The following is a 16,488-nucleotide window of genomic DNA, read 5'->3' on the forward strand; positions in this document are numbered from 1 at the left end:
TCACAGCAGCAGGGCGATGCGGTACACCAGCAGGGAGACCGCCCAGGCCACGGCGCACTGGGCCGCGGCCACGCCGGCGGCCTTCCAGCCGGAGCCCAGCTCCCGCTTCACGGCGGAGATGGCAGCCACACAGGGGGTGTACAGCAGGGTGAAGGCCAGGAAGCTGGCGGCGGTGACGGGGGAGAACAGCGTCCCCAGGGCAGCAACGGTGACATCCGTGCCGGAGCCGGTGAGGATGCCCAGGGTGGAGATGACGGATTCCTTGGCGATGAAGCCGGTAATCAGGGCGGTGGATACCCGCCAGTCCCCAAAGCCCAGGGGGGCGAACAGGGGAGCGATCCACGCCCCCACGGCGGCCAGCAGGCTGTGGGAGCTGTCGCTCACCAGGTTCAGTCGGGTGTCGAAGGTCTGGAGAAACCAGACGATGATGGTGGCCACGAAGATGATGGTGAAGGCCCGGGTGAGAAAGTCCTTGGCCTTGTCCCAGCAAAGCTGCCATACGCTGCGGGCGGAGGGAAAGCGGTAGTTGGGCAGCTCCATGACAAAGGGCACGGGGTTCCCCCGGAAGGCGGTGGCCCCCAGCACCTTGGCGGCGGCGACGCCCACCAGGATGCCGCCGAAGTACAGCAGGATCATCACCAGGGCGGCGCGGCGGGGAAAGAAGGCGGCGGAGAAGACGCCGTAGATGGGGATCTTGGCGGAGCAGCTCATGAAGGGCGTCAGCAGGATCGTCATCCGGCGGTCCCGCTCCGAGGCCAGCGTCCGGGTGGACATAATGGCCGGTACGGAGCAGCCAAAGCCCACCAGCATGGGCACGATGCTGCGGCCGGAGAGGCCGATCTTCCGCAGCAGCTGGTCCATGAAGAAGGCCACACGGGCCATGTAGCCGGTGTCCTCCAGAATGGAGAGGAAGAAGAACAGCACCACAATGATGGGCAGGAAGCTGAGCACGCTGCCCACACCGGCGAACACCCCGTCAATCACCAGACTGTGGACCACCGGGTTGAGGCCGTAGGCCGTAAGCCCCGCGTCCACGGCGGCGGTGAGGGCGGCGATGCCCGCCGACAGCAGGTCCGAGAGCCCCTGGCCCACCACGCTGAAGGTCAGGTAGAAGACAGCCAGAATAATGCCGAAGAAGATGGGCAGGGCCAGGTACTTGTTGGTCACCACCCGGTCAATGGCCTCGCTGCGGCGGCGTTCCCGGGACTCCTGGCACTTCACCACCGTGCCGGCGCACACGCCCTCAATGAAATCGTACCGCATGTCCGCCAGGGCGGCGTTGCGGTCCATGCCGTGCTCCGCCTCCATCTCCTGAACGCTGTGCTCGATAAGCTCCAGCTCGTTCTGGTCCAGCCGCAGCCGCTCCCGCACGTCCCCGTCGTCCTCAATGAGCTTGGTGGCGGCAAAGCGCAGCGGGAGACCCGCCGCCTCCGCGTGGTCCTCGATCTGGTGGACCACCGCGTGAATGCACCGGTGGACCGGGCCGGGGGAGCAGAAGTCGTAGACCGCCGGAGGCGTCCGGTTCCGGGCCGTGGATACGGCTGTGCGGATCAGCTCCTCCACGCCCTCGTTTCTTACGGCGGAGATGGGGACCACAGGGATGCCCAGGGCGGCGGACATGCCCTTGACGTCGACGGTACCGCCGCCGGCGGTGACCTCGTCCATCATGTTCAGGGCCAGCACCATGGGGATGCGCATCTCCAGCAGCTGGAGGGTCAGGTACAGGTTCCGCTCGATGTTGGTGGCGTCCACAATGTTGATGATACCGTCGGGCTTCTGGTTCAGGATAAAGTCCCGGGTGACGATCTCCTCCGGCGTGTAGGGCCGGATGGAGTAGATGCCCGGCAGGTCCACCACCGTGCAGTCCTTCTGTCCCCGGACGGCGCCGGACTTCTGGTCCACCGTCACGCCGGGGAAGTTGCCCACGTGCTGGTTGGAGCCGGTGAGCTGGTTGAACAGGGTGGTCTTGCCGCAGTTTTGGTTGCCGGCCAGGGCGAAGATCATGATTGCCGCACCTCCACCTGGATATTCCGGGCGTCCTCCTTCCGCAGGGACAGGGCGTAGCCCCGCACCCGCAGTTCGATGGGGTCGCCCAGGGGGGCGATTTTCTCCACCCGCACCGCGGTCTTGGGAATCAGTCCCATGTCCAGCAGGCGGCAGCGCAGGGCCCCCTGGCCGCCCACGGCGGTGATGACGGCCTCCTGGCCCAAGGGCAGCAGATCCAAGGTCATGTCAGTCCCTCCTATAAGGTCAGAGGGCTGTTAGAAAAATGGCAAAACACAGTCCTGGCGCGTTTTTTTCCGCCGAGACTGGGCTGCGTTGTCCTGAAATCTGCCATTCCGCCAGTTTTCAAACGGCCCCTGGAATTTACTAAGAAGCTGTATCAATCGGAAAAGTGTGCAGATTGGCGAGGAAAAATTTCCGCTAAGATGCGTGTTTTTGCCCATTGATACAGCTTCTGATTTTATTAAGCGTACCATGGAACACAGTGTGCGTCAAACTGGGAATTGTCAGAAAAACGGAGAAAGTTCGACGTCTTTTTCGTATAGTCCGATAGTTTTCCCGTTTTGCCGCCGGAGGGAGGCGTCCTCTTCATGGATTTTATGCGGGTGTGATATGCTCTCCATGGGGGAGACAAGGAGAAGAGAGATTCTGTGAAAACTACACGATGAGGGGCGTTTTTTGGCCATAAGCAATCAAGTGGAAGCTGAATGAAAACTGTGCCCAGTAAGGGAATATCTTGTTGGGAACGGGAGGTTAGGCCCTGTTTGAAAAAAGACAAAACGCCCAAACGGTGGATCTTGATCCGCCACTCTGCGATAAATTTTCTTGCCGGGCGTCAGCCCGCCTGCAAAAATTTGCCTTGATTGGCGAAAACATCTCTCGCCGTTGGGTATTCCGCCATTTTTCAAACAAGGCCTAAAGCGGCAGTTAAGTACTGCTCTAATTACAATAAATACTATAAAGAGACGGCAGCCAAATTCAATTATACTTATTCAGTGTAAACTGGATAATTGCCAAATACGGCTGAATGATCTGGACTGGAAATTGCAGGATGCAAAGCAAAAATGTGAGTTATTGAAAGAACGTAGGATACCAATTGGGGTCATGGAACCTGTCCGAGGTGGTAGATTGGCAAACGTACCGGAGCGTTATGAGTCAAAAATGAGAATCATTCGTCCGGAAGAAAGTACGGCTGCCTGGGCGTTCCATTGGGTGCAAACTATACCGGATGCCGTTATTGCTGTGATAGTTGTCCGGCTGGTTTGGATATTCCAAAACGCCTGAACTTATATAATGATTTGTGCATTGCGCACTCTATGGCAATGACCTCCCAAGAGAACATTTGTCAAGGGGGATTTCACCCAAAAGATGAAGTCCCCCCGATAAACTGGAATTTATTCAATTTCCTTTTTTAGAAAAAAGAAACCATCCATGCGCTGAACAAGTTCCCAACCATCAGCTCCCAATTCATTTAATTGTGTTTCAAACTCCTGCGCAACCTTTTCATATTGCTTTGTACTTACAGCTAAAGCAGTTGCGATTGTTAGTACTTTATACTCATATTTTTTCACTTGAAGATACCTCCATGCAAATACCGATTTGTTACAAGCCAAGTATACCACCAATGGGAATGACATTCAACCCTCATTTACAGGTGCTGATAGTAGTAGCAAGCAATGCCCCGGTATATACCCGGCGCAGCTTGTTGGGGGCCGATGGCCCCCAAGCTCCCGGTGCATCGGTGCAGCTCCGCCCGATGCACAAGCCGCCGATGGCGTCTGCTGGCCTGTCCATACTGGGCAGAGAAGGGACGCCCGGCCTTCCTCGGAGAATGCACGGCTGCCGGAGGCAGTACCACCGCCCGCTTCCGAGTGGTGAGTAAGTGCGCTCTTAGCAGAGGGCCGACAAAGAGAACGGAGCGCCCAGGTCATCCCCGGACGCTCCCCCCTTCGGTTCCCTCCTGCTGGTCGATCACCGCCTTTCCGGCCTATGCCATTCTGCCACAAATGAACCGCAGTCAATGTAATGTAGTGGCCTGGTGAAACCACCCTTTATGCATTACATCACAGTTAAAGAAACTACAACCCTCGGCTTGTATTGCCTGCAATGCCTGTGAAACGGTGTGCCCCCAAAGATTGAAAATTCCTCGGTTGCTCCGTGAGTGTATGAACCAATTAAATAAGGAAAATGAAGGCAGTTTCACAATAATTGCCAAAGGAATACGTTCAAAGTTGGCATTTCAACAGTGAACGGGAATGATAGAGGTCATAAAAGAGATCTTCTGAGATATTATCCGGTGTCAACATCAACCAGAGATAGCCTTGATTACCTGGTACTTGCTGGCGGAAAGCCCGTTAAGCTGCGATTTATCAGTATTCGCCTGTAATTCACACGAAACCTTGACATTTCCCCCGTAGAATGATATAGTACCACCTGAAATCAGCGTTGACGGAGAAGAAACCGCGATGCGCCGCGCAGAGAGGGGCCCGTTTGGTGCGAGGGCCCTGCGGCAGGCGGCGGCTGTACCACTCCCGAGCCGCCCGGGATGACCGGGACGTCTGCCGCACGTTACAGCGGATACGAGCGGCGGCCTCCTCCGCGGGGCCGCAAGCAGGGTGGAACCGTGGAATGCGACTTTCGTATCCCACCCCTGAGAACATCAGGGGCGGGATTTTTTTATCCATTGCCCCAGAATACAAGGAGGACTACCATGAGCGAGGAAAACAATCTCTATACCTTTGACAACGAGACTTACCGCAAGACCTACTGGCACACCTGCTCCCACGTGCTGGCCCAGGCCATGAAGCGGCTCCACCCCGAGGTGAAGCTGGCCATCGGCCCCAGCATCGACAACGGCTTCTACTACGACTTCGACACCCCGGAGCCCTTTTCCGAGACCCAGCTGGAGGAGCTGGAGGCCGAGATGCGCAAGATCTGCAAGGAGAAGCTGAAACTGGAGCGGTTCGAGCTGCCCCGGGAAGAGGCCGTGAAGTTCATGGAGGAGAAGGGCGAGCCCTATAAGGTGGAGCTCATCAACGACCTGCCCGAGGACGCCGTCATCAGCTTCTACAAGCAGGGCGAGTTCACGGATCTTTGCGCCGGACCCCACCTGGACTCCACCGGCCGCATCAAAGGCAACGCCATCAAGCTCACCGCCTGCAACGCCGCCTACTGGCGGGGCGACTCCAGCCGGGAGACCCTCCAGCGGATCTACGGCGTGGCCTTCCCCAAGAAGGACGAGCTGGATGAGTACCTCCAGCGCATTGAAGAGGCCAAGCGCCGGGACCACCGGAAGCTGGGCAGGGAACTGGGGCTCTTCATGATGGCCGAGGAGGGCCCGGGCTTCCCCTTCTTCCTGCCCAAGGGCATGGTGCTGAAGAATACCCTCCTGGACTACTGGCGGCAGTGCCACAAGCGGTACGGCTATGTGGAGATCGCCACCCCCATCATCCTCAACCAGGACCTCTGGCACCGCTCCGGCCACTGGGACCACTACAAGGACAATATGTACACCACTGTCATTGACGGGGAGGACTACGCCGTCAAGCCCATGAACTGTCCCGGCGGCATGCTGGTGTACAAAAGCGAGCCCCACTCCTACCGGGATCTCCCCCTGCGCATGGCGGAGCTGGGTCTGGTGCACCGGCATGAAATGAGCGGCGCGCTCCACGGCCTCTTCCGGGTCCGCTGCTTCACCCAGGACGACGCCCATATCTTCATGACCCCGGACCAGATGAAAGACGAGATCAAAAATGTGGTGAAGCTCTTTGACGAGATCTACTCCACCTTTGGCCTGACCTATCAGATCGAGCTTTCCACTATGCCCGAGGACCACATGGGCGACGAGGCCGTCTGGAAGTTCGCCGAGGACACGCTCCAGGCCGCCATCACCGAGATGGGCAAAGACTTCATCATCAACGCCGGAGACGGCGCTTTCTACGGCCCCAAGCTGGACTTCCACCTGTCCGACTCTCTGGGCCGCACCTGGCAGTGCGGCACCATCCAGCTGGATATGCAGATGCCCGAGCGTTTTGAGCTGGAATACGTGGGCGAGGACGGTGAGAAGCACCGGCCCATTATGATTCATCGGGCCCTCCTGGGCTCCATCGAGCGGTTTATCGGCGTCATCACCGAGCACTTCGCCGGGGCATTCCCCACCTGGCTGGCCCCCGTGCAGGTGAAGGTCCTCACCGTCACCGAGCGGGCGGACGGTTATGCCGCCGAGATCGCCGCGGGGCTGGACAAGGCGGGCTTCCGGGCGGAGACCGACGCGCGCAACGAAAAGATCGGCAAGAAGATTCGGGAGGCCACCCTGGAGAAGACCCCCTATATGCTGGTGGTGGGCGACCGGGATATCGAGAACAAGACCGTCTCCGTCCGCCACCGCAGCGGCGAGGACCTGGGCGCCATGACGATGGACCAGTTCTTGGAGCTGCTGGGCAGGGAAGTGGATACCAAGGAGCGGAAATAACAAAAGCGAATCTTGAAGAGGCGCGGGCAAATTGCCCGCGCCTCCGTCTATCCAAAAACCAAAACAAAAGCGCTGAGCGGGAGTGGGGGACTGCGAGGGGGCTGGAGCCCCTTTGCGCGGAATCGAATGTCTGCGGCGCAGTTTTCAAACGGTTGTCAAAAAAGGGAGAAATTTCCTGCTCTGAGAGGGACGGACGGGCAAAATTTGCAGGATTTCTGTGACAGTAATGCAAAACGGGAAGTAAAATGAAGGAATGACAGTGCAAACTTGCAGAAAAGGACTGAAAAGTCAAAAATGTACTTGAAAAATGAAGGAGTACAAGTTATAATATTCAGCACAGGCAAGTCTGTGTATCAAAATAGGAAAAGAGGATTTGAGATGAAAAAGATTCTGTCTCTTCTGCTGGCCGTCATGATGATGGTCACCGTGCTGGCCGCCTGCGGCGGCGGCAATTCCGGCAGCGGCGACGCCGGCAATGGCGCGGCCGCCGTGGATACCAACACCGTGGCCGTGGGCGCCGTGGTCATCGCCCGGGACGACGTGCCCGAGGACGACATTTACGCCTTTGTGTCCACGATCTTTGAGAACAAGGACGCCATCACCGAGCAGCACGCCAAGGGCGGCGAGCTGGACCTGGACTTCGCGTCCTCCGTCACCTCCGTGCCCTATCACCCCGGCGCGGCGAAGTACTTCGCTGAAAAGGGCAAGGACGTGGCCTCCGTGAAGGACGGCGCCGGCACGGGCAGCTCCAAGGCCCTGACCTTCGGCACCGGCGGCGAGTCCGGCACCTATTACGGCTTCGGCGGCGTGCTCTCCAGCTATGTCTCCAACAACACCGGCGTCTCCGTCACCGCCGTCACCTCCGGCGGCTCCAAGGCCAACATCGAGGATCTGGCCGCCGGCGATGTGCAGCTGGCCTTTGTCCAGTCCGACGTGATGAGCTACGGCTACAACGGCGAGCGTCTTTTTGACAGCAAGGTGGATAATTTCTCCGTAGTGGCTGCGCTGTACATGGAGCAGGTCCAGATCGTCACCACCAATCCCGACATCAAGTCCGTGGCGGATCTTGCCGGCAAGTCCGTTTCCATCGGCGACCGGGGCTCCGGCGTTTGGTTCAACGCGGTGGATGTTCTGGGCGCCTACGGCATTGATCCCGACACCGGCATCAGCCCCGTCTACCAGGGCTTCAGCGACAGTGCCGACAGCCTGAAGGACGGCAAGATTGACGCCGCATTTGTGGTGGCCGGCGCGCCCACCACCGCCATCGTGGACCTGGCCACCGCCAAGCCCGTGTATCTGGTGAGCCTGGACGAGGAGCACACCAGCAACCTGCTGGCCGCCTCCCCCTATTACAGCGCCTATACCATTCCCGCCGGGACCTACTGAGCGGGGGTGCTCAGGGAGCGTTAAGATTCCCAGTCCGGAAGGGATTCCATCCGGCAAGGGCCGCATTTCGCGGCCCTTGCTGTGTTGAAAGGGCGGCGAAGCCTCCGCTTTACGCCTTTTCAAAACAGCAAGAGAAATTCGATCAAGGAGGTTTCACCCAATGAGCGAGAAAGACAAGAACGCCCTGCCGGACGTGGAGACCGGCACGGCGGCGGAGATGGATGAGGTCATGCGCAAGTATGACCGGGAGTCCGCCACCCGTATCTGGGAGGGAGTGCCCAAGACGGTGGTCAGCGTGATTACGGCGCTGTTCTCCCTGTACTGCATCTGGTCCACTCTGTGGAGCACGGCGGACCTTCCCATCCGCCTGTCGGCCTTTTTGGGGCTGATTATCATCATGGGCTATCTCAACTACCCCCTCCGCAAAGGACACGTGACCCCCAACTCCATGCCCTGGTACGACATCGCGCTGATGGTCCTGGGAGCCGGGTCCTTCTTCTATTACTGCCTGAATTACAGAAACCTGGTCATGGTCATTACCAGCGCCGCCAAGATTGACCCCTGGGGCGAGAACGCCATCGACGGGGCGTGGCTCTATATTGCCCTGGGCATCATAGGGATTCTGTGCCTTGCGGAGCTGTGCCGCCGGTGCGTGGGCCTGCCCATCCTCTGCGTGGTGGGGGCGCTGATGATCTACACCTTTGCCAGCGGCCAGAGTCTGGCCCGGGTGATCTATACCCTCTTCTACGGCACCTCCGGCGTCATGGCCACGCCCATCCAGGTGTGCGCCAAGTTCATCGCCGTGTTCATCATCTTCGGCTCCTTCCTGGAGCGCACCGGCATCTCCAGTTTTTTCATCGACCTGGCCAACTGCGCAGCGGGCTCCTCCTCCGGCGGCCCGGCCAAGGTGGCGGTGATCTCCTCCGCCCTGTGCGGTATGGTCTCCGGCTCCTCCGTGGGCAATACGGTGACCACCGGCTCCGTCACCATCCCCATGATGAAGAAGACCGGCTATAAGGGCGAGTTTGCCGCGGCCGTGGAGGCCGCCGCCTCCACCGGCGGGCAGATCATGCCCCCCATCATGGGCGCCGCCGCCTTCCTCATGGCGGAGTATATGGACACCACTTATGCCACCGTGGCGTTGAAGGCCATCCTCCCGGCCCTGCTGTACTTCACCGGCATCTTCCTCTCCGTCCATCTGGAGGCCAAGCGGCTGGGGCTCCAGGGCGTCCCCCGGGACCAGCTGCCCAGGTTCCGGCTGCTGATCCGCAGCATCTATCTGCTGATCCCCCTGGTGGTTCTGGTTTGGCTGGTGTCCACCGGCGCCCGGACTCTCCAGTTTTCCGCGGCCATCGCCATTGTGCTGACCATTCTGGTGAGCCTGCCCCATATCTTCCGGGACAGCCGCGCCCAGCACGGCGAGGGCTTCGCCGTCCACGCGGTGAAGGAGACCGCCGCCATGATCGCCTCCTCCCTGGAGGCCGGCGGCCGGGGCTGTATCACTGTGGCGGTGGCCTGCTCCATGGCCGGCATGGTGGCCGGGTGCATCACCGTGACGGGTCTGGCGTCCAAGCTGGTCAGCGCGGTGGTGAACATCAGCCGTATGATCCCCAACGAGGCGCTGGCCCTGTTTATCGCCCTGTTTTTGACCATGCTGTGCTGCATCGTGCTGGGCATGGGCGTGCCCACCACCGCCAACTACTGCATCATGGCCTCCACCTGCGCCCCCATTTTGATTACCCTGGGCATCGGCAAGATCCCCGCCCACTTCTTCGTCTTTTACTTCGGCATCGTGGCGGACATCACGCCCCCCGTGGCCCTGGCGGCCTACGCCGGCAGCGCCATTGCCAAGTCCAACCCCATGAAGACCGGCGTCAACGCCACAAAGCTGGCCATTGCCGCCTTCATCGTGCCCTATATCTTCGCCTTCAATCCCGCCATGCTTCTGGTGGATACCGGCCCGGTGGACGTGGTGGTGATTGTCGTCACCTCGCTGGTGGGCCTGTTCGGCATTGCGGCGGCCCTCAACGGCACGCTGTTCCGCAGAATCAATCCCCTGTTCCGCGTCCTTATGGCGGTGGGCGGATTGAGCATGATGTTCCCGGGGTTTGCCAGCGACATCATCGGTCTGGTGCTGGTGCTGGGCGTTGTGGCCCTTCAGAAGATGGGCGCCCAAAAGGCCGCGGCCTGACAGGCCGGAGGGCTGAATCCCAGAAAGAGAAAGCGCCGCCTGCTGAAAGCAGGCGGCGCTCGGCCTGTCAAAAAACGGTGGAGATTGATTCAACGGGAAGGAGGGGTGTGTGCGGGGAACCCAGGAGGGGTTCCCTGCGCTGTTTCAATTAGGGACTTTCAGAACTTTTTGAGGTTCTGGAAATCCTGCTCAGCTTGCCGAAAAGTATTTTCGGCAAGCTGAGCGCCGCCTGCTTTCAGCAGGCGGCGCTTCCTTTATTCAAGCCCACACAGTAGCCCGCCGGAGAGATAGAGGTTTTTGAAGATCTCCGGAGGGACCTCCTTGTCGCAGAGAAAGGCGACAATCTGTTCCACCAGCACCCTGTCCGCCGTAATGGCGGGAAAGGCGGCCCAGATCTTGGGGTCTCCGATGTGGCTGATAATTCCATATTTCTCACTGACTTGGTCAAAGATGATCTCATAGAGCTGCGGAGCGGCGGCCTGTTCCCACAGATACCGGGCCAGGGCGCAGATAAAGCTGTCCAGCGTGGGTTTTTCCACCAGCTCCCGGTGGTAATATTCCTTCAAGAGGGGCCGGCTCTCCGGCTTGGCCCAGATGTCGTCCACCGCCCGAGCCATGGAGCGGTAAATACTTTTCGGATTGCGCTTGTCTCCGATGCCGACCAGCTGCTCGCACAGCTGATCCATATTGACCGGCATGGGCTGCGCTTTGACGGCCTCCATGATTGCGTAATTGAGCAGGCCGTAGCCCTCCCAGCTTCCGTGGTTTGCAAGCTCCGACAGAATCCGTGAGAGATTTTTCATCCCTGTCATCCTTTCTCTATCTTTGGATGTATACAGAATATGACAAATTTCCCCAGTTTTCCGCACTTGTGACGGTATATGACAGTATCTGACAAAAATTGACACAGCCGCGGGCCTGCCGGTCGGGAGATGGACGGAGAGGACACGGGCCCGCCGCGGCTGGCGGGCGGATGGGGGCAAAAAATCCCCCATTCCCGGGCCGGAGCCCGAAAATGGGGGAGTCGCGCAGAATCAGAGCTCCACTGTCTGGATGGATTCTTTCTTGATGCCGTGCTTTTCGGCGTAGCCGGTGAGGATCAGGGTCAGAGCGCCGTCGCCGGTGACGTTGCAGGCGGTGCCGAAGCTGTCCTGGAGGGCGAAGATGGCCAGCATCAGGGCGGTGCCGTCGCTGTCAAAGCCCAGAATGCCGGTAATCAGGCCCAGGGAGGCCATGACCGTGCCGCCGGGGACGCCGGGGGCGCCGATGGCGAAGATGCCCAGCAGCAGGATGAAGAGCACCATGCGGCCCGCGTTGGGCAGCTCCCCGTAGAGCACCTTGGAGACGATCATCACAAAGAAGGTCTCGGTGAGGGCGGAACCGCACAGGTGGATGTTGGCGAACAGGGGCACGCCGAACTCCACCATGTCGGAGCGGAGCACGGAGCTCTTGCGGGCGCAGTCCAGGGCCACTGCCAGCGTGGCGGCGGAGGACATGGTGCCAACGGCGGTGAGGTAGGCGGGGCCGTAGTGCTTCACCACCTCAATGGCGCTGTGGCCGGAGTAGGCGCCGGCGAAGCCGTAGAGGACTGCCATCCAGATGTAGTGGCCCGCCATGACGATGACGATGGCCAGCAAAAAGGCGGGGAACTGCTTGGTGATGGTGCCGTCATAGCTCAGGCCGCAGAAGGTCAGGGCGATGAAGAAGGGCAGGACGGGAATGACCACCTTCTTCACAACGCTGAGGACGATGTTCTGGAACTCCTGGAGCACCACGGTGATGGTCTTGGCCTTGGTCCACACGGCGGCCAGGCCGATGAGCACGGAGAACACCAGGGCGCTCATGACGGGCATGATCTGGGGAATGTCCAGCTGGAAGGCCACGCCGGGCAGCTCCTTCAAGCCCTCCATGCTGGAGGCGATGGGCAGGAAGGGCACCAGCACGTAGCCGGCCGCCATGGACATCAGCGTGGCCAGCACGGTGCTGACGTAGGCGGCGACGATTGCCACCATCAGCATCCTCGTGGCGTTGGAGCCCATCTTGGTGATGGAGGGGGCGATGAAGCCGATGACGATCAGGGGCACGCAGAACATGATGAGCTGGTTCAGGACGTACTTGAGCGTCACCACGATGGTCATGACGCTCTCCGGCAGGAACAGGCCCAGCACAATGCCCACCACAATGCCGATCAGCAGCTTCAGGGGCAGGCTCATTCCCTTTTTCTCAGCGGTCATAAAAAATCCTCTCTTTCTGTGTCAACACACACAACACAAATTTTGCTCCGCGGATCTCTGTTCCAGCATACGCGCGGCGGAGCCCGCGCATACGCGGAGCGGGGGAGATTTTACGCCTTGGGGGGCTGTCCGGTCATGATGCGGATGATCTCCCGGTCCGTCTCCCGCATGCCCAGGCGGCCCAGGCGGCCGATGTTGGCGATGGTGTTCTCCACGCCTTTGGAGACAATGCCCTCGCCGCCGTAGAACTGCTGCTGGCTGCGGTACATATGGTAGCCCAGGAGGCCCGCGTCCACCGCGGCGGCGATCTTGGCCGCGCAGGAGGGCTTGGCCCCGTCGCAGATCATGCCGGAGATGGTGGCCAGGGCGTTGACCAAGGTGTGGGCCACGGTCTCAAAGTCTCCGCCCTGGAGCCAGGCGATGGCGGCGCCGGCGCCGCACCCGGCGCTGACGGCCCCGCAGTAGGCGCTGAGGCGGCCGATGCCGGTCTTCATGTGGATGGTCAAAAGGTCGCTGAGGGTGACGGCGCGGAGCATGGTCTTCTGGCTCACGTTCAGTTCCTTGGCGTACTCGATGACGGGCACCGAGGCGGTGATGCCCTGGTTGCCGCTGCCGGAGACGATGATGACCGGCATCTCGCAGCCGCTCATGCGGGCGTCGGACCCGGCGGCGGCCATGGCCCGGGCGCGGATTTTGATGTCGTCCCCGTAGTGCTGCCGGAGGACCTTGCCGATGTTGGCGCCCCAGTCGTGGGCCATGCCCTCCTGGGCGATGGCGTAGTTGTAGTCGATCTGCCGCTGGACGATCTCCCGCACGTCCTCGATGTCGCAGGTGTTCACAAAGTCCACGATGGCCTCCACGGACATGCAGCTGCGGTCCGTCAGGCCGCCGGTATTGTCCTGGGACACCACGTTTCCGGCCTCCAGCAGAGTCTGGCCGCTGCGCTCAATGAGGACGATGTTGGTGTGGTAGTCCGCGATGCGCAGGCGGACGGTGTCCTCGCCGGCGGTGAGGGTGAGGATGATGTCAAAGACCACGTCCCCCGGCGCGGGGGCCACCCGGACCTCATGACTGTCCAGATAGGCTTTGATCTCCGCTTTCTGCGCATCCGTCACCTGGGAGATGACCTCCAGGATCTTCCCGGCGTCTCCGGCCACGGCGCCGGCTGCGGCGGAGGCCTCAATGCCCTTGAGTCCGCCGGTGTTTGGCACCACCACGCTTTTGACGTTTTTAATGATGTTCCCGCTGGCCTCCACCAGGATTTTGTCCGGCAGACGGCCCAGGACTTCCCGGGCCTTGGCGGCGCCGTAGGCGATGGCGATGGGCTCCGTACAGCCCATGGCGGGCACCAGTTCCTCCCGCAGGATCTGCACGAAATGGTGATAGCGCTGGTCCGTTTTGTCCATAGTTCTCCTCCTTTTCAGCGATTGCGTCTCCCGGAGGGAGACGCCTCCATGGTAGCATTTGGGCGAGGGGGTTGTCAAGGAATTAGGCCATGTTTGAAAAATGTCAAAACGCCCAAGCGACGGATCTTTTTCCGCCGCTTTGCGTTGATTTTCCTTGCCATACTCAGAGTATGGCGGCGTCAAATTGCCTTGACCGGCAAAAAAAATCTCTCGCCGCTGCGTATTTTGCCATTTATCAAAACAAGGCCTGGGAATCAGGAATGATTTCCCCATTTCGCGCCGCCTCCCTGGCCGGCCCGTTTGCCGGGAGTTCTGCTGGCTGCAGTCATATGAACAGGACAAAACTGTTCAGCCGGGCGGCAGGAGCTGGACGAAGGAGGTGATGCGGACGGGAGCGTGGGGGTAACGGCGGGTGAAGGAGCGCACCAGGCGGGCGCAGACAGCCCGGCTGGCATCGTAGTCCGCCTGGGGCAGCAGCAGGACGAACTGGGCCGCGCCGCAGCGGGCGGCGGCGTCCCCCCGCCGCAGGCCCTCCCGGATCACCTCCTCCAGGTGGTCCATGGCCCGGTCCAGACTGCGGCGGGGCAGGGAGTCGTCCCCGGCGGCGGTGAGCAGGGCGATGTGGACCGGCCGGCCGTTCCGGCCCGCCATCCGGGCGGTGCTGTGGCAGATGGTTCGGAAGGCGTCGAAGCCGCACAGCAGGGTGCCGGACCGGGGAGGCTCCAGCAGGGTCTCCAGCAGCGTGGCGGGGGAGACCGCCCTTGGGTCCCGGTCCCCCAGGGCCTCCTGGTACAGGTCCCGCAGGTCCTGGGAGGGCAGGACTCCCAGCCGGGAGAGCAGGTGCCCGTGGAGAGCGTCATAGGCCTGAACGGCCTCCTGGCAGCGGTCCAGATGGAGCAGGGCCTCTATGCGAAAGCGGCACAGGTCCTCCCGGCAGGGCTCCAGGGTGCAGGCGGCGGCGCTCAGGTCCGAGATCTCCTGCCAGCGGCCCCCTTCCGCTAGGGCGGTAAGAGCGGTCAGAAGGGTCTCCAGGTACTGCCGCCGCAGGGTCTCCGCCTGGGCGTCTGCCCAGGGATGGCCGGCGAGGAACGGGAGGAAGTTCCCCCGGTACAGGGCCAGGGCCTCCAGCCGCGGTTCCAGGTCCTCCGACGCCAGCAGGCGGGCGAAGTCCTCCGCGTCCAGAACCAGGGGGGCCTCCGGGTCCCACTGGCAGCCGCCCTCCCGGCTGAGGATCAGGGCCCTTCCGCACCCCGCCCCCAGCTGGTCCAGGGCGGAGCGGGCCCGATGGAGGATGGCCTTTAGGGCGTTGAGGGACCCGGCGTCCTGCCCGGCCCAGAGCAGGTCCGACAGCTCCCCGTAGGAAACGGGGCGGGCCCGCTCCCAGATCAGGAAGGCCAGCAGCAAAAAGAGCTTGCGGGAGCGGCCGCCGGTGAGCGCCGCCTCCCCCCGGCGGATGGAGAAGCCCCCAAGGGTCTGTACGCGCAGGATAGGAGTGTCCATGGGGATGCCCCCTTTCAGTTTGTTCAGATAAGGTTGAGACAGGAAACGAGGCTTCCGGCGTTCTCTGTAAAGGGGTTCCCATCTCCGTTTCCTCATCAGATTAGCACATTTTTTTCTGCCGCGCAACAGGTTGGTTACATGAAAAAGAAAAAAATGAAAAAAATTTTCGAAAAAGTACTTCCATTTTCCGGAGGCATGTGCTATACTGTCCCTAGATTAGAAGCGTGGGCCGTGCTTGAATGGCCCCAAGGTATGTATTTGGGCAAAAATGAGGTATCAATTATGAAGATTTTCAGAAGGATCGTCCCACTGGTGCTCTCGGCGGTTCTGCTGGCGGGCAGCGCCTCCGCTCTTGGCGCGGGAGGAACTGTCAACAATACGCGGCTGGCTGAGGTGACTCTGGCGGACGCGGCGGTGCCCCTGGCCGGGGCGTCGAACACGCTGCTGCTGCCGGTGGCCTCCGGCACCTCCGTGAAAAAGAACTCCAGGGCCATCATCGACTACTCCAATACACAGGACGGCTATGTGATGGTCCAGTTCACCGCGTCCACGTCCAAAAAGCTGAAGGTGCAGGTTTCCGGCCCCACCCGGGATAAGCCCTACTACGACCTGAAGCCGGGGGAGTGGACCACCTTCCCCCTGTCCGACGGCAACGGCACTTACAAGGTGACGGTGTTTGAGAACACCACCGCCCAAAAGTACGCTGAGGTGGTATCGGTGACCTTTAAGGTGACGCTGAGCGACGAGTTCGCTCCCTATCTGCGGCCCAATCAGTATGTGGACTATGAGAACGCCACAAACACCCTGGCCAAGGCCAAGGAGCTGGCAGGCAGTGAGACCGACCCCTTGAAGCTGGTGGAGAAGGTCTATACCTTTGTGGTGAACAATCTGACCTATGACCGCCAGCTGGCGGCCACGGTCCAGAGCGGCTACCTGCCGGTGCTGGACAATGTGCTGGCCGCGAAAAAGGGCATCTGCTTTGACTACGCCAGCTTGATGACGGGGATGCTCCGCAGTCTGGGCGTGCCCTGCAAGCTGGTGGTGGGCTACGCCGGCACTACCAATCCGGCCTACCACGCCTGGATCAGCGTCTGGACGAAGGAGACCGGCTGGATCGACAACGCCATCTATTTTGACGGCAGCACCTGGCACCGGATGGACCCCACCTTTGCCTCCTCCGGCAAGAGCAGCAGCTCGATTTTGAAGTTCATCGGCGACGGAAGCCATTACAAGGAGACCAGCCTCTACTGATTGTATAAAATTCAGGGAAAATTACCCTTTACGGATTCCGGATTT

General features: G+C 60.7%; 13 protein-coding genes. 6 read left to right on the forward strand and 7 right to left on the reverse strand.

All coding sequences use genetic code 11. The features are described from left to right. From feoB to C816_RS22220, 3 genes are all read right to left on the reverse strand, one after another. Complete coding sequence (feoB, locus tag C816_RS01660; protein ID WP_016320664.1) at window positions 1-2,004, reverse strand: ferrous iron transport protein B; 2,004 nt, start codon at window positions 2,002-2,004, stop codon at window positions 1-3. Further along, window positions 2,001-2,231 (reverse strand): FeoA family protein, encoded by a 231-nt coding sequence (locus C816_RS01665; RefSeq protein WP_016320665.1) that lies wholly within the window; start codon window positions 2,229-2,231, stop codon window positions 2,001-2,003. Before C816_RS01665 ends, feoB begins: the two co-directional genes overlap by 4 nt. A gap of 1,167 nt (window positions 2,232-3,398) precedes the next feature. Beyond that, the gene (locus C816_RS22220) at window positions 3,399-3,575 is read right to left on the reverse strand and encodes a DUF4177 domain-containing protein (RefSeq protein WP_016317937.1); all 177 of its coding nucleotides are present in this window, start codon (window positions 3,573-3,575) and stop codon (window positions 3,399-3,401) included. A gap of 486 nt (window positions 3,576-4,061) precedes the next feature. Here C816_RS22220 and C816_RS25505 point away from each other — a divergent pair, with 486 nt between their 5' ends. The 4 genes from C816_RS25505 to C816_RS01680 all read left to right on the forward strand — a co-directional run bounded on the left by C816_RS25505 (window position 4,062) and on the right by C816_RS01680 (window position 10,052). Continuing rightward, on the forward strand, window positions 4,062-4,253 hold the full coding sequence (locus C816_RS25505; RefSeq protein ID WP_155978913.1) for a 4Fe-4S binding protein: 192 nt from the start codon (window positions 4,062-4,064) through the stop codon (window positions 4,251-4,253). Between the two features lie 461 nt (window positions 4,254-4,714). After that, entirely contained in the window at window positions 4,715-6,475 is a 1,761-nt protein-coding gene (gene thrS, locus C816_RS01670) for a threonine--tRNA ligase (RefSeq protein WP_016320666.1), read from the forward strand. 378 nt (window positions 6,476-6,853) lie between these two features. Then, complete coding sequence (locus C816_RS01675; protein ID WP_016320667.1) at window positions 6,854-7,861, forward strand: TAXI family TRAP transporter solute-binding subunit; 1,008 nt, start codon at window positions 6,854-6,856, stop codon at window positions 7,859-7,861. Between the two features lie 160 nt (window positions 7,862-8,021). Then, window positions 8,022-10,052, forward strand: a complete 2,031-nt coding sequence (locus tag C816_RS01680; RefSeq protein WP_016320668.1) for a TRAP transporter permease — start codon at window positions 8,022-8,024, stop codon at window positions 10,050-10,052. Between the two features lie 254 nt (window positions 10,053-10,306). Here C816_RS01680 and C816_RS01685 read toward each other — a convergent pair whose 3' ends face one another. The 3 genes from C816_RS01685 to C816_RS01695 form a co-directional block, all read right to left on the reverse strand. Beyond that, complete coding sequence (locus C816_RS01685) at window positions 10,307-10,855, reverse strand: sporulation initiation factor Spo0A C-terminal domain-containing protein (protein ID WP_016320669.1); 549 nt, start codon at window positions 10,853-10,855, stop codon at window positions 10,307-10,309. Window positions 10,856-11,086: 231 nt separating this feature from the next. Further along, window positions 11,087-12,286, reverse strand: coding sequence for a dicarboxylate/amino acid:cation symporter (locus C816_RS01690; RefSeq protein ID WP_016320670.1), 1,200 nt, complete (start codon window positions 12,284-12,286; stop codon window positions 11,087-11,089). 110 nt (window positions 12,287-12,396) lie between these two features. Then, window positions 12,397-13,692, reverse strand: coding sequence for an L-cysteine desulfidase family protein (locus C816_RS01695; protein ID WP_016320671.1), 1,296 nt, complete (start codon window positions 13,690-13,692; stop codon window positions 12,397-12,399). Window positions 13,693-13,785: 93 nt separating this feature from the next. On the opposite strand from C816_RS01695, the gene C816_RS23340 reads away from it, so the two are divergent. Continuing rightward, entirely contained in the window at window positions 13,786-13,956 is a 171-nt protein-coding gene (locus C816_RS23340; RefSeq protein ID WP_155978868.1) for a hypothetical protein, read from the forward strand. 84 nt (window positions 13,957-14,040) lie between these two features. Here the strand turns inward: C816_RS23340 and C816_RS01700 are convergent, their stop codons facing one another. After that, window positions 14,041-15,192, reverse strand: a complete 1,152-nt coding sequence (locus tag C816_RS01700) for an AfsR/SARP family transcriptional regulator (protein WP_016320672.1) — start codon at window positions 15,190-15,192, stop codon at window positions 14,041-14,043. Between the two features lie 282 nt (window positions 15,193-15,474). Between C816_RS01700 and C816_RS01705 the strand changes: the two genes are divergently transcribed. Further along, window positions 15,475-16,443, forward strand: coding sequence for a transglutaminase-like domain-containing protein (locus C816_RS01705; RefSeq protein ID WP_016320673.1), 969 nt, complete (start codon window positions 15,475-15,477; stop codon window positions 16,441-16,443). Window positions 16,444-16,488 lie beyond the last annotated feature (45 nt).

The sequence above is a fragment of the Oscillibacter sp. 1-3 genome (genome assembly GCF_000403435.2).
Taxonomy (GTDB): Bacteria; Bacillota; Clostridia; order Oscillospirales; family Oscillospiraceae; genus Oscillibacter.

Coding starts and splice junctions, on each gene's coding strand:
- feoB (WP_016320664.1), bottom strand. CDS start 2,004: ATGATCTTCGCCCTGGCCGGCAACCAAAACTGCGGCAAGACCACCCTG.
- C816_RS01665 (WP_016320665.1), bottom strand. CDS start 2,231: ATGACCTTGGATCTGCTGCCCTTGGGCCAGGAGGCCGTCATCACCGCC.
- thrS (WP_016320666.1), top strand. CDS start 4,715: ATGAGCGAGGAAAACAATCTCTATACCTTTGACAACGAGACTTACCGC.
- C816_RS01675 (WP_016320667.1), top strand. CDS start 6,854: ATGAAAAAGATTCTGTCTCTTCTGCTGGCCGTCATGATGATGGTCACC.
- C816_RS01680 (WP_016320668.1), top strand. CDS start 8,022: ATGAGCGAGAAAGACAAGAACGCCCTGCCGGACGTGGAGACCGGCACG.
- C816_RS01685 (WP_016320669.1), bottom strand. CDS start 10,855: ATGAAAAATCTCTCACGGATTCTGTCGGAGCTTGCAAACCACGGAAGC.
- C816_RS01690 (WP_016320670.1), bottom strand. CDS start 12,286: ATGACCGCTGAGAAAAAGGGAATGAGCCTGCCCCTGAAGCTGCTGATC.
- C816_RS01695 (WP_016320671.1), bottom strand. CDS start 13,692: ATGGACAAAACGGACCAGCGCTATCACCATTTCGTGCAGATCCTGCGG.
- C816_RS01700 (WP_016320672.1), bottom strand. CDS start 15,192: ATGGACACTCCTATCCTGCGCGTACAGACCCTTGGGGGCTTCTCCATC.
- C816_RS01705 (WP_016320673.1), top strand. CDS start 15,475: ATGAAGATTTTCAGAAGGATCGTCCCACTGGTGCTCTCGGCGGTTCTG.